19 protein-coding genes are annotated in these 22,741 nt (G+C 66.8%); 9 read left to right on the top strand and 10 right to left on the bottom strand.

Features of this window, described 5'->3' with window-relative positions:
- Positions 1-24: 24 nt before the first annotated feature.
- From Q8K49_RS05400 to Q8K49_RS05420, 5 genes are all read right to left on the bottom strand, one after another.
- Complete coding sequence (locus Q8K49_RS05400; protein WP_305304635.1) at positions 25-1,782, bottom strand: thiamine pyrophosphate-binding protein; 1,758 nt, start codon at positions 1,780-1,782, stop codon at positions 25-27.
- Positions 1,779-2,858 carry a 3-dehydroquinate synthase family protein gene (locus tag Q8K49_RS05405; protein WP_305304637.1) on the bottom strand — a complete coding sequence of 360 codons (1,080 nt, stop codon included), beginning with the start codon at positions 2,856-2,858 and terminating at the stop codon, positions 1,779-1,781. Before Q8K49_RS05405 ends, Q8K49_RS05400 begins: the two co-directional genes overlap by 4 nt.
- Positions 2,842-3,558, bottom strand: coding sequence for an SDR family oxidoreductase (locus tag Q8K49_RS05410; RefSeq protein ID WP_305304639.1), 717 nt, complete (start codon positions 3,556-3,558; stop codon positions 2,842-2,844). Before Q8K49_RS05410 ends, Q8K49_RS05405 begins: the two co-directional genes overlap by 17 nt.
- 57 nt (positions 3,559-3,615) lie before the next feature.
- On the bottom strand, positions 3,616-4,401 hold the full coding sequence (locus Q8K49_RS05415) for an aldolase/citrate lyase family protein (RefSeq protein ID WP_305304640.1): 786 nt from the start codon (positions 4,399-4,401) through the stop codon (positions 3,616-3,618).
- 231 nt (positions 4,402-4,632) lie between these two features.
- Positions 4,633-9,150 carry a M10 family metallopeptidase C-terminal domain-containing protein gene (locus Q8K49_RS05420; protein WP_305304642.1) on the bottom strand — a complete coding sequence of 1,506 codons (4,518 nt, stop codon included), beginning with the start codon at positions 9,148-9,150 and terminating at the stop codon, positions 4,633-4,635.
- A 259-nt stretch (positions 9,151-9,409) separates the two neighbouring features.
- Here Q8K49_RS05420 and Q8K49_RS05425 point away from each other — a divergent pair, with 259 nt between their 5' ends.
- Positions 9,410-10,417, top strand: coding sequence for a M48 family metallopeptidase (locus Q8K49_RS05425; protein WP_305304643.1), 1,008 nt, complete (start codon positions 9,410-9,412; stop codon positions 10,415-10,417).
- Here the strand turns inward: Q8K49_RS05425 and Q8K49_RS05430 are convergent.
- Positions 10,377-10,982: a hypothetical protein gene (locus Q8K49_RS05430; RefSeq protein ID WP_305304644.1), complete on the bottom strand. Its 606-nt coding sequence runs from the start codon at positions 10,980-10,982 to the stop codon at positions 10,377-10,379. The genes Q8K49_RS05425 and Q8K49_RS05430 overlap by 41 nt on opposite strands.
- Positions 10,983-11,056: 74 nt before the next feature.
- Here Q8K49_RS05430 and Q8K49_RS05435 point away from each other — a divergent pair, with 74 nt between their 5' ends.
- The 3 genes from Q8K49_RS05435 to Q8K49_RS05445 all read left to right on the top strand — a co-directional run bounded on the left by Q8K49_RS05435 (position 11,057) and on the right by Q8K49_RS05445 (position 15,503).
- Positions 11,057-12,706, top strand: a complete 1,650-nt coding sequence (locus Q8K49_RS05435; protein WP_370867733.1) for an alpha-glucosidase — start codon at positions 11,057-11,059, stop codon at positions 12,704-12,706.
- An 854-nt stretch (positions 12,707-13,560) separates the two neighbouring features.
- On the top strand, positions 13,561-14,583 hold the full coding sequence (locus Q8K49_RS05440; RefSeq protein ID WP_305304648.1) for a UbiA family prenyltransferase: 1,023 nt from the start codon (positions 13,561-13,563) through the stop codon (positions 14,581-14,583).
- Positions 14,571-15,503: a DUF3298 and DUF4163 domain-containing protein gene (locus Q8K49_RS05445; RefSeq protein WP_305304649.1), complete on the top strand. Its 933-nt coding sequence runs from the start codon at positions 14,571-14,573 to the stop codon at positions 15,501-15,503. Before Q8K49_RS05440 ends, Q8K49_RS05445 begins: the two co-directional genes overlap by 13 nt.
- A 22-nt stretch (positions 15,504-15,525) precedes the next feature.
- Here the strand turns inward: Q8K49_RS05445 and Q8K49_RS05450 are convergent, their stop codons facing one another.
- From Q8K49_RS05450 to Q8K49_RS05460, 3 genes are read right to left on the bottom strand one after another with little or no spacing between them, the layout of a single operon-like run.
- Complete coding sequence (locus Q8K49_RS05450) at positions 15,526-16,470, bottom strand: alpha/beta fold hydrolase (RefSeq protein WP_305304650.1); 945 nt, start codon at positions 16,468-16,470, stop codon at positions 15,526-15,528.
- A 31-nt stretch (positions 16,471-16,501) separates the two neighbouring features.
- A complete protein-coding gene (locus Q8K49_RS05455) occupies positions 16,502-16,699 on the bottom strand; it encodes a helix-turn-helix transcriptional regulator (RefSeq protein ID WP_305304651.1) in 198 nt (65 codons plus the stop codon).
- Complete coding sequence (locus Q8K49_RS05460; RefSeq protein ID WP_305304652.1) at positions 16,699-17,103, bottom strand: hypothetical protein; 405 nt, start codon at positions 17,101-17,103, stop codon at positions 16,699-16,701. Before Q8K49_RS05460 ends, Q8K49_RS05455 begins: the two co-directional genes overlap by 1 nt.
- Before the next feature lie 107 nt (positions 17,104-17,210).
- Here Q8K49_RS05460 and Q8K49_RS05465 point away from each other — a divergent pair, with 107 nt between their 5' ends.
- The 5 genes from Q8K49_RS05465 to Q8K49_RS05485 all read left to right on the top strand — a co-directional run bounded on the left by Q8K49_RS05465 (position 17,211) and on the right by Q8K49_RS05485 (position 21,769).
- Complete coding sequence (locus Q8K49_RS05465; protein WP_305304653.1) at positions 17,211-18,143, top strand: IS1595 family transposase; 933 nt, start codon at positions 17,211-17,213, stop codon at positions 18,141-18,143.
- Positions 18,144-18,311: 168 nt separating this feature from the next.
- Entirely contained in the window at positions 18,312-19,070 is a 759-nt protein-coding gene (locus Q8K49_RS05470; protein WP_305304654.1) for a hypothetical protein, read from the top strand.
- Between the two features lie 323 nt (positions 19,071-19,393).
- Complete coding sequence (locus Q8K49_RS05475) at positions 19,394-20,368, top strand: fatty acid desaturase family protein (RefSeq protein WP_305304655.1); 975 nt, start codon at positions 19,394-19,396, stop codon at positions 20,366-20,368.
- A 214-nt stretch (positions 20,369-20,582) separates the two neighbouring features.
- Positions 20,583-20,831, top strand: coding sequence for a hypothetical protein (locus Q8K49_RS05480; protein ID WP_305304656.1), 249 nt, complete (start codon positions 20,583-20,585; stop codon positions 20,829-20,831).
- A gap of 92 nt (positions 20,832-20,923) precedes the next feature.
- Entirely contained in the window at positions 20,924-21,769 is an 846-nt protein-coding gene (locus Q8K49_RS05485; protein WP_305304657.1) for a neutral zinc metallopeptidase, read from the top strand.
- Here Q8K49_RS05485 and Q8K49_RS05490 read toward each other — a convergent pair.
- On the bottom strand, positions 21,766-22,722 hold the full coding sequence (locus Q8K49_RS05490; RefSeq protein WP_305304658.1) for a pepsin/retropepsin-like aspartic protease family protein: 957 nt from the start codon (positions 22,720-22,722) through the stop codon (positions 21,766-21,768). The two genes, Q8K49_RS05485 and Q8K49_RS05490, sit on opposite strands and share 4 nt — an antisense overlap.
- Positions 22,723-22,741: the final 19 nt, after the last annotated feature.

A 22,741-nucleotide genomic window follows, 5' to 3' on the forward strand; every position in this document is an offset into this window, starting at 1 on the left:
TGTTCGGCTTCAAGGCGTGTCCTTTCAGGCCGGCAGGTAGGCGCCGATGCGCGCGAGAGTTTCGTCGGGCAGTGGCGGCGTCATCCGGTGCAGCGGATTTGACACCATGCCGCCGCCTTCCACCATGCGGCTGGTGATGCGGGGGAAATAGGTCTGCTGCGGGTCCACCGGCACGATGAAGGCCTGAACGCCCCGGTCGTTGAAGCGATCAAGGAACGCCGGATCGGACTCGAAGCCGTCAGCCAGGGTCATACAGGGCACGTCCCAGACGTCGAACAGCCGGGACCAGTCGGGCAGACCCAGCCCCGTGGCGCGATCACAGCCGACATACCGGCCCTGGAAATAGTTCACCTGCACCGACCGGATCGAGGCGTAGCCGTTGTCGTCGAAGATGAAGATCTTCAGGTCCAGATCATTCACGGCCGCCGTGCCGATCTCCTGCAGGTTCTGGGAGAAGCCCCCGTCGCCTTCCACAAGAATGGTGCGGCGTCCGGAGGCGATGGCGGCCCCGATCGCGCCGCTCAGCCCGTACCCCATGGACGCCAGCCCCTTGTTGGTGACCATCCGCTGACCGGATTGCATTTCGAAAGCCTGCATCATCACCGTGAACGCCCCGCCGCTGCTGCAGGGGATGATGATGTCATCGGGCGTGCTCAGCGCGCCGAGCGTCGTCGCCACAACATATGGCGACAGGAAGCCCGGCCCGGTCGTGTTCGCCTCAAGCAGCGGCACGTCTCGCCGAACCTGCCGGCAATAGGTCAGCCATCCGCCATGCGCGCCCAGATCCCGTTCGAGCAGCGCTTCCAGCAAGGCGTTGGCGTCAGCGTAGATCGGCCAGGCCGTGCGCGGGTGGCCCTTGGTCAGTTCCCTGTCATCGATATCGACATGGACGACCTCGCCGGTCGGCACGAACTCCTGCCAGTTGAACCCGCTTTGCTGGTAGCCCAGACGCGTGCCCAGGGCGACCAGCAGATCGGATTGCTGGACGATCAGATTGGCCGAACGTTGGCCCCAGGTGTTGGCCCGCCCGACATACATGGGGTGGTCGCGGCCGATCCGGTCCGCCCCGTTCCACGTCGTCGCGACCGGAATGCCGGCGGCCTCCAGGGCGCCTCCCAGCCGCTGCCCCGCGTGGTGATCGACGCCGCCCCCAAGAAGGAAGAGCGGGCGCTGGCTCTGCCGAACCTTCGTCGCAAGCGCATCAATATCCGCAGACTTGATCTCCGGCGCGGGCGGCGGCGCCTGCACCAGGCCGCGCAGGGCGGCCGGGTCCACCTCTCGGCCCTGGATGTCGAGCGGCAACTCAAGGAACACCGGCCCGCGCCGCCCGTGGCTTCCGGCCTGGGCGCGCTCGACGAAGGCGCGCTGGTCCAGCACCTCTTCGATGGTCGAGGCGTGGGCGGTGATCGACTTCACGATCGAAACGCCGTCGATCTCCTGGATGCCGCGTTGCCGGACCTCGCCACGGCTCAGATCGGGCGTCTTGACCTGCCCGCCCAGCACCAGCAACTCCCGGCTTTCCAGCCAGGCCCCGGCGACGGCTGTCACCAGATTGGTCAGCCCGGGTCCCGCCGTGACCAGAGCCAGGGCGCGTCGGCCATCCCCGACAGCGTTGAAATATTCGACAGCCACCCCCGCCGCCACCTCATGCACGGTGGCGATGCAGGTCATCTTCCGGCTGCAGCTGTCGAGGAGGTGCATGATATTGCCGCCCCCGACGTAGAAGCAGTGGGTGTAGCCCAGCTCAACCAGCCAATCGACGATCTGATCGCTGTATTTCATGAGGCGTACCAGACTTTCATATGGGCGAACGCGCGCTCGACAAGGGCTTCGGTTTCAGGGCTTCGGCTCAGGGCGATCCGCTCCACACCGCCCTCGGGTAGCGGCAGCACGACGGCGAAGGTGTCGGCTGTGTGCTTCTTGTCCCCCCGAAACGCCACCATCAACCTGTCGGGCGACAGATCGGCGACCAACGGTCCGAGGTCGGGTTTCTCAAGCAGCAGGCCGTGGATGTGGGATTCAAACCGCGCCGTCGGGCTCTCGTCAGCCTCGACCCGCCCCAACGAACGGGACATGGCGCCGGCCGCCATCATTCCCAGCCCCACCGCGATCCCGTGCGACAGCCGGAAATCCGAAGCGGACTCGATCGCATGACCGAACGTATGCCCGTAGTTGAGAAGCAGCCGCTCCGCCTGATCGAACTCATCGATCTCCAGAAACCACTTCTTGGACGCCAGACTGAGGGCGATCACCTCGCTCAGTTCCGCGGGCCGGGCCGCAACGCCCGGCTCCAGCGCCAGATAGGCCTCAAACGCCTCAGGAGAGCGGGCGAAGCAGATCTTGGCCGCCTCGCACAGGCCGGCGATCCGCTGGTCCGCCGACAGGGTCTCGCACAGACCGGGATCGATCAGGATCGTCTGTGGGGGATGGAAGGTGCCGACGAGATTCTTGTACGGTCCGACGTTGATGGATGATTTTCCGCCGATGCAGCTGTCGACCATGGCGAGCAGGGTCGTCGGCGCATAGTCCCACTTCAGGCCCCGCATATAGATGGAGGCGACAAATCCCGCGACATCCTGAACGATGCCGCCCCCCACCGCGATCAGCCGGGTACGGCGCGACGCGCCGGCCTCCCGCAGGGCCAGAATCACGCGCGGAATCTCGTCCAGGCTCTTGGTGGTTTCGAGCGCGGGCAGGCAGATCACGGGAACGCCGCGTCCCTCGAACCGGTCGGCGAAATATGCGTCGCACAGGACGACGATGTCCCCGCCCCGCTCAACCACCTGTTCCAGCGACCCCGCCTGGATGCGTGCGGTATAGGTCCCGCTCGCCGCCCTGATCTCAAACGAGGCGGACATTGCTGAACCCCAGATCGGCTGTGATGGACTGGCCGGTGACCACGGTATTCTGATCCGAACACAGGAAACCGACCAGCCGCGCGATCCCGTCGGGCGTCGGAAGTGCATTGAACGGCGTCGCCCTCGCCACCCGCTCAACCTGTTCGGGCGCGAGCGCCGCATGGGTCATCGGTGTATCGAGAACCCCCGGCAGCACCGCATTGATCAGATGGCCGTCCGCGGCCAGATCGACGCTCGCTGACCGCACGAAGCCGCCGAGGGCGGCCTTGGTCATCGTATAGGAGAGTTTGGACTGTCGGGCCCGCTCCTGCCAGATCGAGCTGACTACGCAGAGGCGCGCCCCGGCGGGGCTGAGCAGGTTCGCAGCCAGCAACTCATTCAAACTACGGGCGATGTACAGGCAGTTGGCCTCATAGAGTTGCGCGCTCGCGGTCGCGTCGAAATCCATCACGCTGTCCTGCCGGTTCGCGCCCTGCGCCCAGCAGACGGCGTCAAACGGCCCGCGCAACCCGAAGTCAGCTGTCGAAATGCCGGCCCCGGCTGGATCGTACTGCACCCAGGCCCGGTCAGCGGTGTCGGGACGCTGCGACCGGGACACCGCCGTCACAGACCAACCCAGGGCGCGGGCCCTGTCGCCAATCGCCTGCCCGATCGCTCCGGAACCGCCGAACAGCAGAAGGCGCCAGCGAGACGTGTTCAACTCAGCGGGTTCCAGGTCGATCTCTCCCTCGAGCAAGGCGGCGTCCGATCGTCGCCGTCAGCCCGCGATCCGCTCCCGATCATTCGAGGCGAGGCGGCGCTCAATCATCGTGATCCGCGCGGCGTCTTCCTCGGCGATCAAGCCGTAGTAGTCGCGCTTGTTCTTCAGCCAGGCCAGTTCGAACAGCACCGCAGTCTCAATCCCTACGGCGACGTTCGGCCGGGTGACAGCCTCGCCGTCGAAAATGACCTTTCTGGTCTCGAAGCGATCCAGCCGGACGGCGCGTATTTCACGAAGGGCAGGCAGACTGCCCGTCGATACCGACCCGCCGACCACCAGCTCCAGATCAAGGTCCCGCGCCACCTGCGCCACCTGAAGAGCCGCATCCGTGACCCCCCGCGTATCGATGTCGCCTCGGGGCAGGCCACAGGAGAGGGTAAAGTCGACCCTGCCGAAGACGATCCCGTCCAGATGGCCCTTGGCGTCCCGCGCCATCACGTCGAGGTTCCGCAGGGTCGTTTCGGTTTCGAGATTGAAGAGGAACGAGGTCTCGGACTGATCTTCGGCGTTGTACGTCTTGTCCTTCGCCTCGATGAATTTCGACAGCGCGTAGGGCGTCTCCACCATGGGCGCGATGACGTAGTCGACCCCGTACAGGCGGCTTGCCAACAGATCGCTCACGGCCTCGCAGCCCCCGATCTTGAGCGCGACCTTCAGGTCAGCCTTGCGCGCGATCTCCAGGAGCCGGAGAAACTCGTCGGGCCGGGCGCCCTCGGCCTCGAACTCAGCCTTTACGGCGACCACCCCATGGTCCCCGCGGCCGCGCCGGAGCAACTCAAGCATATCGCGCTCAACGAGATTCAACGGTAATCCTCACACTGGTCGTAGCGATTTCACGCGGCCACCAGATGCCTACGCGCTGATTGCGCACGACATTGCTGGCGGACATTCAACAGTCAGCGGCACAGGTCAACCCAATACAATCCTTGCCGGGTCTGCTGCCATCCTCCGGAACAAGCCCGGACCGCGGAAATCGCATGGTCCAGGCCGCCTGCAAACTCCGCGGGACGCTCCTTACCCCCAGACATCATTCCTGGATGGCGAGGCGATCCCGGACCAGTCGTCGGCCAGTGTCAGGCTGTCTCCGGAGACGCCAAGGTGCAGCGGGTTTTCGTGGGCCATGGTCATCAGCAGTTCGCGGGTGAGCTCCAGCTCCGTGATGGACGACAGACCGGTGTCGAAGTCGCCTGTCGAGGCCGGCATGACAGGCGGCAGGTCGTCGAACTTGCCGGTAAAGACGAACCCGTCGTCCATGGCTGGCAGAACCTGGGGCGAGCCCCCGTCGTTCACCGTCGCGAACAGATAGCCATCGTCCGCCGGCAAGTCGGCGAACACGGAGAGGGTCTGCGCCATGTCGCCGTCGCGCGGCGCGAAGTCAGTCGCCGTCAGCCAGTCGCGCACCAGAGCCGGGAACCCGTCGTCGATGCCGGACAACGTCTGGGGTCCGTCCATCCCGGCCTTGTCGCCGGTGGTGCCGGGTAGAATCTCGGGTCCGGTGACAGTCTTGTCAGCAGCCAGCGCCGGCAGAACCTGCGGCGCGGCCGGGGCCGCGGCGGGCAGAGCGACCGTCGAGCCGTCGCTAAAGCGCAGGGTCTCGATCCCGCTCAACAGGTCCGATCCGTCTCGCCCGGTGACCGCGTCCGTCACCCGGTACCCGCCAACGACCGCCGTGATGGTGTAGTCAGCCGCCAGGCCCCGCAACTCCACGAGATCCGTTCCCGTGCCACCGTCGATGACGTCGTCGCCGCCATTGCCCTTGATGATGTCGTTGTCGTCGCCGCCTGACAGGAAATCAGCCCCCTCGCCGCCGACCAGCAGGTCGTCGCCGCCGCGGCCCTCGAAGGTCACCGGCGCCAGAATACCCAGCGCCACAATGGCGTTGGCACCGGCGCTGCCATAGGCCAGCCGGGCCCCGCCGCCGGCTTCGACCGAGCCGTCGAACTGCACGTTCTCGATCGAGTTAACGCTGATCGCCACCGCGCCGGCGGAGCCGCCGTTGATGGTCAGGTCGATACTGGCCCCGCCGCCGCGGAGGATGATGGTATCCGTGCCCGCGCCGCCGTACACTTGGGTCGAGCCGCCCGGCTCGCCGACGGCGAACAGGAAGGCGTCGTCGCCATCTTCGCCCAACAGAATGTCCGAACCGCCGTCGCCCGAGATGACATCATTGCCGGTCCCGCCATAAATCCAGTCAGCCCCGAGGCCGCCGAGCAGATGGTCCGCGCCAATGCCGCCTTCGATGGTGTCGTTGCCATCCGCGCCGTTGATGTTGTCGTTGCCGTCGCCGCCCCGCAGGGTGTCGGCTCCTGATCCGCCGATCAGCAGGTCGTCTCCGCCCCGACCCTCGAAGGTCACCCCCGCGAGAATGCCCAGCGCCACGATCGCATTGTTGGCCTCGTTGCCATAGGCCAGCCGCGCGCCGCCGCCGGAGTCTACCGAGCCGTCGAACTGGACGTTCTCGATCGAGTTGACGCTGATCGCCACCCCGCCCGCCGAGCCGCCGTTGGTGGTCAGGTCGATGCTCGCCCCACCACCGCGCAGGATGACCGTATCCGTTCCCGCGCCGCCAAACGCCTGGGTCGAGCCGCCCGGCTCGCCCACGGCGAACAGGAAGGCGTCATCGCCGTCGTCGCCGTGCAGCACATCCGAGCCGCCGTCGCCCGAAATCACGTCATTGCCGACGCCGCCGTGCACCGTGTCGTTGCCGAGACCTGCCGCGAGGGCGTCATCGCCGTCCCCGCCGTCGATGACATCATCCCCTGCGAGGCCGTTGATCACGTCCGCACCGGGAGTACCGTTCAGCGTGTCAGCCCCGGACGTGCCGTTGATCACACCACCCGTCAGGGGCGCGCCCGCCGCATCGAACAGCCCGTCGGCGAACTGCAACCGCTCAACGTTGCTAACGGTGTCGGTCCCGTCCGGACCGGCCACCGTGGTCACGCCGCCCGAGGCGCTAATGGTGTAGGCCGCGCGGTTGCCGGAATAGACAGCCGTATCCGTACCGTCTCCGCCGTTGATCGTGTCGTTGCCGCTGCCGCCGGTCAGGGTGTCGTTGTCCGCGCCGCCGTTCAGCGTGTCAGCCCCGGTTCCGCCGTTGAGCCGGTCGGCGCCGGCGTCCCCGTTCAGGGTCGAGCCGAGCAGCGTGATCGGCACGGGAGTCTGGCTGGGGCTGGAGACATTCAGCCGGTAGGTCCCTCCCGCCGCCGGGGGACCGGAAGTGAAGGTCGCACCGACATTGGTCAGCCACTGTGCGACCTGGACATAGTAGGTCCCGGCGGTAGCGAAGGTGTGGGTCAACATCGAATCTGTGGCCGAGCCGCCGTCTGAAGCACTATCGTCATTGTTGGCCAGCTCGTCGCCCGCGGCGGTCATCAGACGCAGGGTGCTGTCAAAGCTCGCGTTGTCGATATCGAAGGTCACCGTCTCGCCTGCGGTCACGGTGATGGCGTAGTATTCGACGCCGCCGTGGGTCGTGGCCACCACGGTCGCGTGCGGGATGGTGGTCGAACTGGCGACGGTCGAGTCGGCGCGCAGATCGAAGGCGCCGGTCAGGGAAACCGCCGTGGCGATGCTGCCGTTGGCCGAGCTCTGGGCCTTGACGACATCCGGAGCTCCGCCGCTCTCGCCGGGCGCGCCGGCGTAGAGTTCGTCGCCGCCGCCGCCGCCGCTGAGAGTGTCGATGTCGCCGCCGCCGCGCAGGACATTGGCGTTCGCATCGCCCGTCAGGGTGTCGGCATAGGCGGTTCCGGTCACATTCTCGACGCCGGACAGGGTATCGACGCCGCCGCCGCCGCCGGAGGAACCGGTAGTCAGGTTGACGGTCACCCCGGCCCCCGCCCCGACATAGTCGGCCGTGTCGTTGCCGGCTCCGCCGTTGAGCGCATCATTGCCCAAGGCGCCGATCAGGATGTCGTCGCCGTCGCCGCCGTTCAGCGTGTCATTGCCGGAGCCGCCGTTCAGATTGTCATTCCCGGCCAGGCCATCGATGGTGTCGACGCCGCCCAGACCGCCGATAACGTCCGCCAGCGCCGTCCCGGTAATGGTCTCATCGGTGATGTCGCCGCCGACCACCAGGCCGCCCGTCGGGGTCGCCGCTATGGTCTGGTCCGTGAACTGCAGGGACTCGACATTGGTCACGGTCACATTCTGGCCGTTGCCGACGACCGTGCCGGTCTGTCCGGTCCAGGTGATGGTGTAGGCGGCGCGCGCGCCCGAGAACACGACCGTATCGATCCCGAGACCGCCGTCTACCACATCCGTACCGGCGTTCGGGGTGAAGCGGTTATTGGCCGAGTTGCCGCGGAAGGTGTCCGAACCGCTACCGCCTATGGCGTTCTCGATCACCGCACCGATGGCGATCGAGACGTTGCCGATCAGGCCGCCGACGCTGGAGAAGGATCCTTGGCGCAGGTCGATGATCTGGCCGTTGTTGGAATAGCCCGAGAAATCGAACGTGTCCGTTCCCCCGGCGTCCCAGGCGCAGAAGATCAGGGCGCTGAGCGCGGTGTTTGCGTTGAACCACACCTGGCCGGCGTTCGAGTTGAAGCCGTAGGTGGTGTCGCCCGTACGGGTCGACATGTTGGCGCCGTACAGGCGCTGGGCCGCCGAGATGTCGTCCAGCAAGGGCGCGGACGCATAGCGCCTCGACCCCGCGCCGTTGGTGCGGAAATCGGCGCCGGTATTCACCTCGTTGAAGTAGCTCATCACCGAATACTGGAGAGAGTCCTCGTAATAGATGGCGCTGCCGGCATAGGTGATGCCGCCGCCGGCGCTGGCGTTGTAGGGTGCCGGGTGGCTCAGGCCGATGGCGTGGCCGATCTCATGCAGCAGCGTCAGTTGGCCGTAGCCCTGTTGAACCGGCGTGGCGTTGTTGGACAGCGAACTGTTGATCCACACATCGCCCTGGGTCTGACTGGAGCCGGTCGCGCCGGGCATGCCGCCGGGCAGATAGGCGAAGGCTGCCGCGCCCTCCTGACCGGAACTGTAGTTGCCAAGCAGGATGGTGGCGTTGTTCGAAAACTCGCTGCCGGCGTTCTGCACGCGCTGGAAGGTGACGTTCGCCACATCAGACCAGGCGGCGAACGCCAGAACGCCCGCGGCGATCTGTGCGGCGTTGAACTGCGAAAAGCCGGCTGTATCGGTCGGCATGGTCGTGATCGAGTCACGGAAGGCGTAGGTCACGGTCGCGGCTGTGCCGAGTGCCGTGGCCCAGCTCTGGTTCGCGCGGGTGATCTGGGCGCCGGCGTCGGTTGAGCTCAGCGAAGGCTTCCCGTTTGGACCGAACACGCCGCGATCATCGGCGTTCAGGCCGAAGAGCGGCCCGCCGGCGCCTTCGGTCGTCGGGCCATGGAAGCGCGCGCAGCAGGCGCACACCTGATAGCTGGCGATGGCCCCGAACGAGGCGTTCTCCACCGGCTCCACCGCCTCGCCGACACCTGCGAACCGCTGGGTCTGGCCTGTAAAACCTTCAAACGCCTCAAGAGAGGCGCTGGAGTCGCCGCTGGAGCGGTTGCTGATCAAGTCGAAGAACATGGGGCCACCGTCGTCGATGAACTATTGGAGACGACCACCGTAACGCTACCTGCCGAAACGACAAGCTTAATGCAATCATGGTGTAATAAACATTCCGGGATACACTTAGAGGTTGTCGCACGTTTCACGCTGTTATTCCTTGGTCGCGGGTCGGGTCGTCCTCTATCGTATGGTGATACGTCCCTGAACTCCCGCGGGACGCAACGTTCATCCCCGTTTCAGACTTGGCACGCCAGGGACCCCGACGCATGGTGCGGCCATGTTGAACCGCCCCCCCGCCCTCGTCGCGGCCTTCCTGCTCCTGACCACAGCCCTGTCCGCATGCGGCTCAAAGCTTCCTGTGGCGCTGGCGGGTCTGGAGATTGCGGCCCCTGCGGAGCAGCGGCTGATCGCCTTGACGGATCTGGACCAGCGGGTCGCGCGGGTCGGCTATCGCCTTTCAGGGGCCAATGCAGAGCTCTGCCCGGCGGTGCGGAATTCGGCCGGCTGGCTGCTGCACGCCGCGAGCCAGTACAGCCCCGAACTGCGCCCCTACGCCGAGACCCGGTTCGGACTGGACGGAGACCTGCCCGGCCTGCTGGCGGTTCCGCAAGGGTCCGCGGCCGACCTTGCCGGCCTGCGCCGGGGCGATCTTCTTCTCAGCGTCAACGGCGAAGCCCTGACGCGTGGCGCCCCCCGCCGGGCGGCGGCCTATGAAGGCGTTGAGGCCAATATCCAGCGGTTGGACCTCGCCCTGGCCGCCGGGCCGATCGAGATCGGGTTCCGCCGGGACGGAAACGACCACACCGCCCGGATCACGCCGCAACGCGCCTGCGGCTACGACGTCCAGCTGGATCCATCCGACGAACTCAACGCCAGGGCGGACGGGAAACGCCTGTTCATCACCACCGCCATGGCCGGTTTCACCGCGACCGACGACGAGCTCGCCCTCGTGCTCGGGCATGAACTGGCTCACCACGTCCTCAGACACCGGGGCTGGCATGAGGCCGAGACGCGGGGCCGCCAGACCCAGACCGTGCCGGCCCTGTCCGGCACGGCGGGCGGGGCCGAGCGGCAGGCGGATCGCGTCGGCCTTTATCTCGCTGCCCGGGCCGGGTTCGACAGTTCAATCGGTCCCGCCTTCTGGCGGCGGTTCGGAGCCTTCGACTGGCGCGTCCGCTATCCGCAGTGGGGACACCCCTCGGCCGAGGCCCGCGCCCGCGCCCTGGAACAGGTTCAGGCTGAGATCAGCGACCGCCGGGCGTCGGGACAGCCGCTGGTTCCGTGACGCCGGCCGGCGTCGCCTCGGGGACGACCCGGTCCTCCCGCCACGCCGCCTGCGGATTAAGCGCCGCGGTCGCTTCCAGAAACGTGCCCGGCTTCATCGACGGCTCGGCGGCCGTCTGCAGTCCGGCCACGCGGGCCAGATCGGCGATGAAGGTGATGCAGTTGCGCCGCCGCAGGTCATACATCCAGCCTTCCGGAGTGTTCCACCAGTCGGCACGGGCCCGCACTGCGCGATAATCCGCGTCGCTGACCGTCAGTCTCAGATAGGGTTTGCCTTCCCCGACATAGCGGGGGTTCGGAAGCTCGACCACGCCGTCCCCGCGGGCGAACAACAGATGCGGTCCGGGATTGCGGGCGGTGAAACCGGCGGCCCAGTCCACGGTCTCGCCCGTCTCGTCCAATGTGCCTGTGGCCTGCAAAAAGGCATGGGGGAAGAGCAGATTTCCGTCCCGCACCCTCGCTCCGGGATGAGCGTAGAAGGTCAGGGTCACCTCGGCCCAGGCCGATCCCGCGATCAGGGCCAGCAGCAACCCCAGCAGTCCGGCTCGCCTCATCGTATCGATCATCCTTCGGGCTCCGCCATCCGTCCACCTATCGCCCGGCGATCGGGCGTTGCAAAGTCCCGACGCATCCCCCGGCGATGTATCGCATCAGAAGGCCGCGTGTGACCGACAAGGTTCCAGACCCGCCAACCGTTTCCTCTGCCGACTGGTGGCGGGGCGCCGTCATCTATCAGGTCTATCCGCGCAGCTTCGCCGATGCGAACGGCGACGGCGTCGGCGACCTGGCGGGGATCACGGAGCACCTCGACCACATCGCCTCGCTCGGCGTCGACGCGGTCTGGCTCAGCCCCTTCTTCACCTCGCCGATGAAGGATTTCGGCTATGACGTCGCCGACTATTGCGACGTCGATCCGGTCTTCGGAACCCTGGCCGATTTCGACCGCCTGATCGCCCGAGCGCATGCGCTGGGCCTCCGGATCATCACCGATCTCGTCCTGGCCCACACCTCTGACCAGCACGGCTGGTTCAAGGACAGCCGCCAGTCCCGCACGAACGCCAGGGCCCACTGGTACGTCTGGGCTGATGCGAAATCCGACGGCTCCCCGCCGAACAACTGGCAGTCCGTCTTCGCCGGCCCCGCCTGGACCTGGGACGCCCGCCGCGGCCAGTACTACATGCATAATTTCCTGCCGGAACAGCCGCAGCTGAACCTGCACAGCATCGAGGTCCAGGACGCCCTGCTGGACGCCGCCCGCTTCTGGCTCGATCGCGGCGTCGACGGCTTCCGCTTCGACGCCATCAATTTCGCCATGCATGACCCTGGGCTCCGCGACAATCCGCCGGCGCCCCCCGGCGGCAAACGCACCCGGCCGTTTGATTTCCAGTCCAAGGTCCACAACCAGTCCCAGCCGCAAATCCCCGACTTCCTCGCCCGCGTCCGCGCCCTGATGGACCTCTACCCCGGCCGGTTCAGCGTCGCCGAGGTCGTCGGCGACGCCGCCGAACCCGAGATGCAGGCCTTCACCGCCGACGACCGCCACCTGAACAGCGCCTACGGCTTCGCCTATCTCTATGCCGACGCCCTGACCCCCGGTCTGGTGCGCCGCGCCAATGCGGCGTGGGATGGACGTCCCGGCCAGGGCTGGCCCTCCTGGGCCTTCAGCAACCACGACGCCCCGCGCGCCGTCTCGCGCTGGAGCGAGGGGCGCGACCCCGACCGCTTCGCCCGCATGGCCATGCTCCTGCTGATGGCCCTGCGCGGCAACGTCTTCGTCTACCAGGGCGAGGAGCTGGGCCTGCCGCAGGCTGACGTCCCCTTCGACCGGCTGGTCGATCCCGAAGCCATCGCCAACTGGCCCGAGACTCTCGGCCGGGACGGCGCCCGCACCCCCATGCCGTGGCGGGCCGATGCGCCCCACGCCGGCTTCTCCACCGTCGAGCCGTGGCTGCCGGTCGATCCCCGCCATCCGCCGCTGGCCGTCGATAGTCAGAACGCTGATCCGGCCTCCATGCTCAATCTGACCCGCCGCCTGATCGCCCTGCGCAAGACCGAACCGGCCCTTCGCCTCGGATCCTTGCGCTTCCTCGAGGCCCCCGCGCCGATCCTCGCCTTTGAGCGTACCGACGGCGAAGACGCCCTGATCTGTGTCTTCAACCTCGGGCGCCAGATTGTGCAGTGGGTTCCGGACAGCGGCTTGGCCCCCCTGGAGTCGGTCCATCTCGACGGCGCCCGGCCGGACGAACTGCCGCCCCTGTCCGGCCTGATCGCGCGACGGCTTTCGATATGAGATCTTCGCCACCACGGTCCTCACACTAGGGCTATCGTCATTCCGGGCGAAGGCGAGCGAAGCGAGCCGTAGACCCGGAACCCAGCGGCGCGCGATAGCGCGAACCTGTGGCGGGCACGGACGGCTGAACCATTTCGCCTGTGGCGCCGCTGGGTTCCGGCCTTCGCCGGCATGACGATAGCAGTTGGGGGCGGCTTGGACTGCTCACAATCCGCCGATCGTCAGCATATTCCGCGCCGCCAACCCTCTGATTCCGTTCCGCTTCCAAAAAATACAGCGTCCCCAGCCCGCCATAGAAAGCCCCGCTTCCATAATCCTCCCCGTTCCGTCGCAGGGAAGGGCGCAGGGCCTTGCGATCTTGTCGCGGCGGAAACGGGATGAGCGGGAGGGGGTTGACCTCAACGCACAGCGGATCGCAGAGCGCCCTCGGGCCTCAAGCGGCGAGCGTAGGCCGCCACAGCCCGGCCTCAAGTCGCGAGCCCCCGTGGGGCGAGCATAGGCCGAGCGTCAAGGGCGACGGGCAGGGAACCCGCGCCGTTCCGGGGTGGAGGAACGGGCGGCGGAGCCGCCCGGACGAACGGTTCGCAAGGCTCCGACCTGCCCGCCGGAGGCCATGTCGGCAAGGCGTCAACAGCGCCGCTGGTCCTGAGGGAGTTCACCACTGCCTTTCAGGCCGACAGCTCCCGGTCAGACATTCCGTGCGGAGCGACGTCGCGAAGCCGAAACACAGTCTCCCAACGGTCTCCGGGCTTCGCGCCCGGCGCTCCGCCGGCCCTTCCCATCTCAACCGCTTCGCCCGAAGCGGCGATGACGCACGTCTTCACCCCTACTCTCCGAAAGGCTATCTCCGGTCCATGACTTCCGCCCCGCTTCCCGACGCCCTGACGAACTGGGTCGACCGTCACGCGCCGGAAGGCCTCAAGCCGTGGCTCAAGCTCGGCCGGTTCGACCGCCCGATCGGCATCTGGCTGCTGCTGCTGCCGGGCTGGCACGGTATCGCCCTCGCGCTCGCCCAGTACCGCAGAACGCCAGACCTGTATGACGTCTGGCTGTTCCTCGGCTTCGCCCTCGGCGCCTGTCTGATGCGGGCGGCGGGCTGCGCCTTCAACGACATCGTCGACCGCGACATCGACGCGAAGGTGGCGCGCACGGCTCTGCGGCCCATTCCCTCCGGCCGGATTTCGGTGAAACAGGCCTGGGCCTTCGTGGTGGGATGCAGCCTGATCAGCCTGCTGATCCTGCTGACCCTGAACCTGACCGCCGTCCTGCTCGGCGTGGCTTCCTTGGCCCTCGTCGCCGTCTATCCCTTCATGAAGCGCATCACCTGGTGGCCTCAGGCCTGGCTGGGCCTGACCTTCAACTGGGGCGTCCTGATGGGGTTTACGGCCGCAACAGGCGGGCTCTTCACAGGTGGCTGGCTGATCGTGTGGTCGCTTCAGGCCCAAGGCGATCTCATAGGAATGTCGCGGGATATGGCCGAGCACGGCCACATTACCCTCCCCGCCCTCCTCCTCTATCTCGGAGCCGTCTTCTGGACCCTCGGCTACGACACCATCTACGCCCTGCAGGACATCGAGGACGACGCCATGGTCGGGGTCAAATCCTCGGCCCGCCGCCTCGGCGCCAACGTCCAGCGCGGCGTCGGCGTCTTCTATGGGGTGACCGTGCTTCTGACCGTCGCCGCCGGCCTGACCGCCGGCCTCGGCCCCTTCTTCTACGTCGCCCTGCTGCCCTTCGCCGCCCATCTGTTCCGTCAGGCGAGGGACGTCCGCCCCGACAACCCCGCCCTGGCCCTGCGACTGTTCCGCTCGAACCGCGACGCGGGCTTCATTCTGCTTTCCGCCATCATTCTCGGCGCTGTATCATGGCCGTTCTGAAGGAGACCCGCATGCCCGTCCCCGCCAAGGCCGCGTCGTCACCCTCGGGCTTGACCCGGGCGCGCGCCCTGATGCTGACCGCCGTCCTCGCGGCCGGCCTGTCCGCCTGCAACCGCGACCGCGAGCCCCCGCCCCGCGATGCCCCCGCCACGCCGGGTCAGACGGCGGCCATCACCCCGGCCGACGCGGCCGCGCCGATGAATTTCGTGTCCAAGACCCCTTACGCCGACGTCCGCCTGACCCTGCCCGACGCTATCCGTCCCCAGACCGATCTTCACGCCCGCCTCTATGCCGAGGAGGTGCGACAGCTGCGCCAGTTCACCGAAGGCGCCCAGGGCGAGCTGACCGAGGCCGGGGCCGACACCGACCGGCCCAAGTTCGAGAAGACCATCACCGTCACCGCCGCCCTCGAGACCGGCAAGCTGTTCAGCCTCAAACGGGTCGATTTCGACTATTCGGGCGGCGCCCATCCGAACACCCTGACCAGCGGCATCCTGTGGGACAAGGCGCTGAAGCGGCGGCTCGGCCTCGCCGACCTGTTCCGCAAGAACGCCGACCTGACCATCCTCGACCAGGCCCTGTGCTCGGCCATCAACGCCGCCAAGCGGGCCCGCGTGCCCGACAGCGCCTCGGTCCCCCTCGGCGGACCTCCCGGCGCGTCGTGCCCCCGCGCCGCCGACACCGCCTTCGTCCTCGCCCCCGGAACCGTGAACGGCAAGGCCGCCGGCCTGATCTTCTTCATCGGGGCGTATCAGGTGGGGCCCTACGCCGAGGGCGGTTATGAGATCGCCATTCCCGTCACCGGCTTCCGCTCGCTGCTGGCCGTCGCCTATGCCGACGACTTCGCCGGCCAGTTGCTCAAGACCGGCGACGTGACCCCGGTCGCCGCCCCGGCCCCGATCCCGACGGCGACCCTCTGAAGCGCGCCCTCGCCGACCGGTCTCAGTCCGTTAGGAACCGGTCGACGATTTCGGCCAGCCGCTCGGGCTGATCGGCCATTATGAAATGCCGGCTGTCATCCACGCGGATCAGCCGCGCGCCCGGCAGGGTGGCGTATTCCCGGCCCCAGAGCGCGTCCGCCCCCGCCGCCGGCGCTCCGCCGTCCACGTCCGAGGCGTAGATCGCCCACACGGGTGTCGTCATCGCCGCCAGACCCGGCCTCAGATCGGTGGTCATGACCTCGCGGATCGCCGCCGCCATCGCCTGCCGGTCAGAGGCCATCGACCATTCGACCATGGCCGCCCGCGTCGCCGGATCGCGGGCCAGGCCGATGGCCGTCTGGCCCTGCTGGGCGCGGAAGCCCGCCTCGTCCGCCGCCAGGATTCCCGCCGCCGCCCGGTCCGCGAACGGCCGGGCGGCGTCCGGCGTCACCCCCGGTCCGAACATGGCGCTGAAGAACGGCAGGCTGTCGACGCTCATCACCCGCCCGACCAGATCCGGATACCGCTGGGCCAGCAGCAAGGCCGTCATGCCGCCCATCGAATGGCCGATCACCGCCGGCCGCTCCAGACCGGACTCGCGGACATACCGCGCCAGTTCATCCGCCATCGGCTGGACGAACGGTCCGTCGCCGTGCGTCCACGGCTCGCCCGCGAACCCGGCCAGTTGCACCAGATGCACCCGATGCGTCGCCTTCAGCCGCTCCGCCTCGGCCCGCCACACTTCTCGAGACGAGGCGAAGCCCGGGATCAGAATGACGTCGGGCCCGGACCCGACCACCTCGACCGACAGCCGGTCGGAGCGGAAGGCGGTCGACGAGGCCTGCGCCAATGGCGCGGCGTCCGCCGACGTGGCCAGGATCAGGCTCCCTGCGACCGCGAATGACGCGGAGGCCAGCAACAATGCGCCCAGGGTCGAACGCCCGGCGAAGTGACGGAGGTGCAGCATGACGGTTTCCTTTGAGCGACGCCTGACGAGGTCAGCCGTGCGGGTTTTCGAAGATGTCTTCCACCGGCCGCGCGAACAGCACGGCGATGCGATAGGCGAGGTCCAGCGAGGGATCGTGCTTCTCGGTCTCCAGCGCATTCACGGCCTGCCGTGACACGCCCAGCGCCTGCCCCAGCCGTTCCTGCGTCCAGCCGCGCTCGACGCGCAGCAGCTTAAGCCGGTTCTTCATCAGTTCGACGACTTCACAAACGGCGCGATCAGACCGAAACAGGCCCAGAACAGCGGATAGATCATCCAGGCCGGGATGTGCGGCGCGGCGGCGTAGCTCTCGCCGAACCCCCAGACGCTGGCCAGGGCCATGGCGGCCCCCGCTGCGAGGATGAACTGTTTGGCGACGACGGCGCGGACGAACTCGTCCGACTCGCGCATCAGCGACAACGTCGCCCATATCTGTCCGACCACCGGGGCCGAGACCGTCAGGGCGAGGGCCCAGGCCGCAACCGGCGAGGCGATATCGTCAAAGGCGCCGAAGATGGCGGCGACATTGACCGCCACATAGCCGGACATGAAGGCCACGGTCCGGAAGACGTAGCGCTTGTGCGCGGACGAGGTGGATTTTCCGAGAGCGAGCATGGAAGGCGTTCCTGACTTTGTGTTACGCAAACCTTACACCATGAAAATGTCATGTCAACCGGGGATTATCCCTTTGACATACCACGCCCATGATGTAGGGTGTGGCTATGAACCTCACCGATCCGATCTTCACCGACGCCGACGCGGCCCGCGCCCACCTTGAGAACCTTCAATGGGCGAACGGTCGGAACTGCCCGCATTGCGGCAACGTGGACAACTCGGTGCTGCTGACCGGCAAGAGCACTCGCCCCGGCCTCTACAAGTGTCGCGACTGCCGCAAGCCGTTCTCGGTGACGGTCGGCACCCTGTTTGAGCGTTCGCATGTGCCGCTGAACAAGTGGGTTCTGGCGACCTATCTGCTGTCCGCTTCAAAGAAAGGCATGAGCAGCCACCAGCTGTCCCGTATGCTGGACGTGACCTACAAGACGGCGTGGTTCATGGCGCACCGCATTCGCGAAGCCATGCGCGACGACACGCCGTTCCCCATGGGCGGCAACGGCACGATGGTTGAGGCCGACGAGACGTTCTTTGGCCGTGAGAAGGGCGCGCTTCCGGGCCGCAAAGGCGCTCGCCAGAAGAACAAGGTGCTGTCCCTCGTTGACCGCGAAACGGGCCGCGCCAAGTCCTTCGTGGTGTCCAACTTCAAGATGGAAACCCTCGCCCCCATCCTGACCGCCAACATTGCGCGTGAGGCCGTCCTGATGACGGACGAAGCCCACCACTACAAAGCCGTTGGCCGTACCTTCGCGGGCCACGAGAGCGTCAACCATAGCCAAGTCGAGTACGTCCGAAAGGACCAGCCGGCCATCCACACCAACACGGTCGAGGGCTACTATTCGATCTTCAAGCGCGGCATGCGCGGCGTCTATCAGCACTGCGGCGTCCAGCACCTGCACCGATATGTCGCCGAGTTCGACTCCCGCTATTCCAACCGCTCGGGTGTCGGTACGGATGACACCGCGCGCTCCGACAAGGCCCTGTCCATGATCGGCGGAAAGCGCCTGACCTATCGGCGGTCTAACGGCCTTCAAGCCGCCTAAGACGAAGCCTTACCACTCGCGCTCGCGCTGGAGGCCGAAGCCTTAGCGGGCTTGGCCTTGGCGGGACTCACCTTAGGCTTCGGCGGCATGCTCAGCATCCGCCTCAGAGCGGCATCACGGCGCGCCACCGTCTCCGCTTCTGGGTAGGTGTCATCTTGAGCGCGATCGGTGTTTGCCATGGCTGAGGATAACACGGCTGACGTGTTCGTTGAAACCACGGGCAGCACAGTCATAACAATGGGCGGCGGCAAGAAATCCGGCACCGTCTGGCTCCGGCACACGACAGCAGAGGGTTTGCCGAACTTCAGAACAACGCTCGAACCCGATCGTGTCCGCAGCCTGCACAGAATGCTAGGCAACGCCTTGGCGCAGAGCGGGATATCTCCCGATCGTCTTCGGGATGACAGTGGTCTGAAGGTGCCTGGGGACAGCGTCGAAGGGGCCAAGACCGTCGAGTATTTTGGGCAGCACTACGATCCTGCGATCCTGGAGGCGCTCGGGGTTTTGATGGTTCGTGTGAACCTTCTCGACCAGAACCTTGTTGCCCTGTTGGCATCTCTAACCGGGATGAACAAAGAGCAGGCCGGTGCGGCTTATCACGCCACGATGAATATGAAGGCGCGTATAGACCTTATCTGTGCAGTCGCGGCCAAAGCAGGCCTGAGTGAACGAGTGAATGGTGAAGTTGCGGATGCTTTGGAAAGAGCAAAGAAAATTACCGGTCGACGGAACGATCTAGTACATGGGTCTTGGCTCTTTCGCAAAGGAAAGCTGAGAGCAGAGATTTACAGGCCAAATAACAAAACGCCTGTTACGGAAATAACGGTCACACAGAAGCTGATTGTAGAGATCGCGGAGAGTTATCAAACCGCATCAATATTACTTTTGACCCTCTCTCAGCAGGTACAAAGGGAGCGCGGCTCGTAACACCGCTTCTATTCCAACTTGGATGCCGTCTGGTACCTGAAAACCGACCGCGCGATATAGCGCGGACTCCCCTGCCTCAATCATGGCCTGTGTAATCTCGACTTGATCCCCCACGGCAGATTGTAAGGGGAACCTTACGTTCCCCTCGCTGTCCGGCCCGTCACGCGGGGCCATGTCTACATCCTGCGTCTGGTATGTCAAAGGGATAATCCCCTGTCAACCTGACTTTTTGTTGGGTTCGCATGGCCAGGGAGCTTGCGTACCTGTACCGCCGAACGACAGGCAGCGCTTCCGATCGGCTCCGTCAGGGGGTATCGTAAGCCATGCCCGCCGCGCCCCGCATCCGACCGCCCGACCTGTTCACGCCCGATGACTGGGCGCCGTTCCAGACGCGCTCGCCCTGGATGGGCCCCCTGCTGGTCGCCCACTGCTGGGCCGTCATCGCCGCCGCGGTCGCGGTGGGCGTGATCTGGCCGATCCTGATCCCCCTGAGTGTCGCGATCATCGGCACCCGGCAACTGGGTCTGGCGATCCTTATGCATGAGGCCGCGCACGGCGGCCTGTCCTCGAACCGGCGGCTGAACGAATTCCTCGGCCACTGGCTGTGCGCGGTTCCTATCGGCGCCTCGCTGACCGCCTATCGCCCCTACCACCTGTCCCACCACAAATACGCCCAGCAACCCGAGGACCCGGACCTGGTCCTGTCGGCCCCCTTCCCGGTCACCCGCTCCTCCCTGCGCCGCAAGATCGTCCGCGACCTGACCGGCCAGACTTTTTTCAAGCAACGGATCCTGTTCGCCTTCAAGGCCTTCGCCTCGAAGCGCGACGAAGACCCGCGCTCAAGCAGCGCGAAGCGCGATAGCGCCACCGAGTATGCCGAGGGCGCGGTGGTCACCGGCCGCAGCATCGCCCCCTTCCTGCTGTTCAACGCCGCCCTGCTGCTCGGGGCGACGCTGGCCGGCGTCTGGTGGGCGTATTTCGCCCTCTGGCTGCTGCCCATGGCGACCTGGTTCCCCATGGTCACCCGGCTGAGAAACATCGCCGAACATGCCTGTGTCGAGGGCTCGTCTGCGGACCCCTTCCGCGCCGCCCGCACCACTCGCGCCTCCTGGTGGGAGCGCGCCCTCATCGCCCCCTACTGGGTCAATTTCCACGCCGAGCACCACCTGTTCATGCACGTCCCCTGCTGGAAGCTCCCCGCCCTGCACCGGGCGGTACGGGCGCGACCGCAAGGCGAGCGGATGGAGGTTGCCCGGGGCTATCTCGCGGTTCTGGCCGAGGCTTCCGCCAAGGCGTGATCTCGGACCCCATAGCTTTCATCCTCGCCACCAGCCACGCTTGGAGGTCGAGAGCACAGGCGCCATCTTCCATCGCATGACCGCCCTCCGCGCGCTCCTCGCCCTGGCCGTTCTCGCCGCCCCGACCGCGGCGCAGGCTCAGACCTGGCAGCCTCACCCCGGCGCGCCCGCCGTAAACCAACACCGCTATCAAGCCGGCCAACACCGATTCGAAATGGACCGTCTCCGCGCCCAGGCCGAACAACGCGAGGCCTTCGCGCGCCAGCTGGAGATCGAGACCCGCCTCAACCGCCAGCGGATCGAGGCCGCACGTCTGCCCGAGCCGATCCTGCCCCCGACCTCCCGCGCCCTGCGCTCACCTGAGGAAGAGCGGGTCCTGCGCCAGTCGGCCTCCGGACGTCGCGCAGCCGCTGCGTCGGAGGTGGGTCAGATCAATGCGTGGCTGGATCGCCCTCGCGACTGACCGGCGAACAGAGTTCGCCTTTCAGGCTGCATCCCTTCCCCTCGTCCTGCGTTCCGGCCTAGCTTGGGTATCTGGGCTGAGGGAGAACGAACATGCGGTGGCAGGGTGGACGGCGCGGCGGAAATATCGACGACCGGCGCGGCATGGGCGGCGGCGCGATGATCGGAGGCGGGCTAGGCACCGTCGTTCTGGCCGCGATCGGCTATTTCGTCTTCGGCATTGATCCCCAGACCACAACCCAGCTGGCCAGCCAGTTTGGCGGCGCCGGCGTATCCGAGGGCAAGGCCGGCAGCCCGTCAGACCAGGCCGGCGCCTTCGTCGATGTCGTCGGGACCAATATCGACGATGTCTGGAAGACCAGGATCCAGGGTTATCAGCCGCCGACCGTGACCCTCTACGAGCAGGGCACGTCGACGGGCTGCGGCTTCGGCCAGGCGGCGATGGGACCGTTCTACTGCCCGACAGATCGTCATGTGTACCTCGACCTGTCCTTCTGGCAGCAGCTTGAGACCCAGCTGGGCGCGTCCAGCGCCGACTTCGCCCGCGCCTATGTGATCGCCCACGAATACGGCCATCACGTCCAGACCCTGACCGGGGTTTCGCAGCAGGTGCAGTCGGCGCAGCAGCGCGCTTCCGGCCAGGCCGAAGCCAACCGCTATTCGGTCGCGCTGGAGCTTCAGGCCGACTGCTATGCGGGGGTCTGGGCCCGCAACGCCACCACCGTGTCGAACGGCGAGGTTGCCCTGGAGTCCGGCGATCTGGAGGCCGGTATGCAGACCGCATCGGCCATCGGAGACGATACGCTGCAACGGCGCCAAGGCGGCTCGGTGCAGCCTGACGGCTTCACCCACGGCTCCTCGGCCCAGCGGGTCGAATGGCTGCGGCGCGGTTATGAATCGGGCGACCCGGCGGCCTGCGACACCTTCCAGGGTCTTTAAGAGTCAGCCCCCACCGTCAGGTCCAGCGGACGAGACACGAACAGCGTGCCGGCGCCGAGGTCCATGGCCAGGCGCCGGCCGTTGAACGCCTCCATCCCGACGAGCCCGCCGGGAAAATTCGGCAGAGGCGGTTGATCGAACACGCCGACGGAGACGCGCCGGTACAGGTGATCGGCGAAGGTCACCGTTCGCGCCTCGACCGTGGCCGAACGCAGCGCGCCGCCCAACACCAGACTGACACCGCTACCCTGCGGCCGTCCGTCCATCAGGCCCACGCCAGTCGCCGCCTCGCGGCTCAGCCCCAGCAGGGCCGAAGCCCCGGTATCGACCACGGCCTGCACCGGCGATCCCTCGACCGTCAACTCCGTGACCAGCGACCCGCCCTGGCGTCGCACCATCGCCCGGGCCAGATCGGGCGGTAGGACGAAGGCCTCGCGCCGCAACAGCCGTGCATGTCGCCGGGCCGGATCCAGCGCCAGCACCGCCTCGCCCAACACGTCCTGCCCCAGGATCAGCGGGGTCTGCAGCCTGTCCTCCGACGCCAGCGGTCCCAGATCGAGCACCGCCGCCCGCAAACCTCGAATGGTCAGTCCGGGCAGGTCGACGGCCAGCGTCGTTCCGCGTCCGACCTGCGCCCTGCCGCCGACGCCATAGGCCACCAGCGGCATGTCGAACAGTGACCGACCTGCCGAAGGCAGCGCCGCGATCAGCGCCCGGTCGATCACCGAATACTGGGCTCCGCTGTCGATCAGGGCGACCACTTCGAGGCCGCCGAGTTTGACTTTCACGGTCGGGACCAGCGCATTTCGCGCATAGGCCAGCCAGGGCGTGGCGCCGCTTTCGACAAAGGTCAGCGTCGGCTTCGGCCACAGCAAGGTCTCACGCGCCCACCAGGCCCCACCGACGACGGCGGCCAGTCCTGCACTGCGGATCAGAAGCGAGCGGCGGTTCATGCCCGCCGAAGATGGCGTT

It is taken from the genome of Brevundimonas sp., assembly GCF_030682035.1.
Classification (GTDB): Bacteria; Pseudomonadota; Alphaproteobacteria; order Caulobacterales; family Caulobacteraceae; genus Brevundimonas.

Excerpts from the sequence above, each read along its gene's own strand:
- Q8K49_RS05400 (WP_305304635.1), bottom strand. The coding sequence starts at position 1,782 with ATGAAATACAGCGATCAGATCGTCGATTGGCTGGTTGAGCTGGGCTAC.
- Q8K49_RS05405 (WP_305304637.1), bottom strand. The coding sequence starts at position 2,858 with ATGTCCGCCTCGTTTGAGATCAGGGCGGCGAGCGGGACCTATACCGCA.
- Q8K49_RS05415 (WP_305304640.1), bottom strand. The coding sequence starts at position 4,401 with ATGCTTGAGTTGCTCCGGCGCGGCCGCGGGGACCATGGGGTGGTCGCC.
- Q8K49_RS05420 (WP_305304642.1), bottom strand. The coding sequence starts at position 9,150 with ATGTTCTTCGACTTGATCAGCAACCGCTCCAGCGGCGACTCCAGCGCC.
- Q8K49_RS05425 (WP_305304643.1), top strand. The coding sequence starts at position 9,410 with ATGTTGAACCGCCCCCCCGCCCTCGTCGCGGCCTTCCTGCTCCTGACC.
- Q8K49_RS05430 (WP_305304644.1), bottom strand. The coding sequence starts at position 10,982 with ATGATCGATACGATGAGGCGAGCCGGACTGCTGGGGTTGCTGCTGGCC.
- Q8K49_RS05435 (WP_370867733.1), top strand. The coding sequence starts at position 11,057 with ATGTATCGCATCAGAAGGCCGCGTGTGACCGACAAGGTTCCAGACCCG.
- Q8K49_RS05440 (WP_305304648.1), top strand. The coding sequence starts at position 13,561 with ATGACTTCCGCCCCGCTTCCCGACGCCCTGACGAACTGGGTCGACCGT.
- Q8K49_RS05445 (WP_305304649.1), top strand. The coding sequence starts at position 14,571 with ATGGCCGTTCTGAAGGAGACCCGCATGCCCGTCCCCGCCAAGGCCGCG.
- Q8K49_RS05450 (WP_305304650.1), bottom strand. The coding sequence starts at position 16,470 with ATGCTGCACCTCCGTCACTTCGCCGGGCGTTCGACCCTGGGCGCATTG.
- Q8K49_RS05455 (WP_305304651.1), bottom strand. The coding sequence starts at position 16,699 with ATGAAGAACCGGCTTAAGCTGCTGCGCGTCGAGCGCGGCTGGACGCAG.
- Q8K49_RS05460 (WP_305304652.1), bottom strand. The coding sequence starts at position 17,103 with ATGCTCGCTCTCGGAAAATCCACCTCGTCCGCGCACAAGCGCTACGTC.
- Q8K49_RS05465 (WP_305304653.1), top strand. The coding sequence starts at position 17,211 with ATGAACCTCACCGATCCGATCTTCACCGACGCCGACGCGGCCCGCGCC.
- Q8K49_RS05475 (WP_305304655.1), top strand. The coding sequence starts at position 19,394 with ATGCCCGCCGCGCCCCGCATCCGACCGCCCGACCTGTTCACGCCCGAT.
- Q8K49_RS05480 (WP_305304656.1), top strand. The coding sequence starts at position 20,583 with ATGGACCGTCTCCGCGCCCAGGCCGAACAACGCGAGGCCTTCGCGCGC.
- Q8K49_RS05485 (WP_305304657.1), top strand. The coding sequence starts at position 20,924 with ATGCGGTGGCAGGGTGGACGGCGCGGCGGAAATATCGACGACCGGCGC.
- Q8K49_RS05490 (WP_305304658.1), bottom strand. The coding sequence starts at position 22,722 with ATGAACCGCCGCTCGCTTCTGATCCGCAGTGCAGGACTGGCCGCCGTC.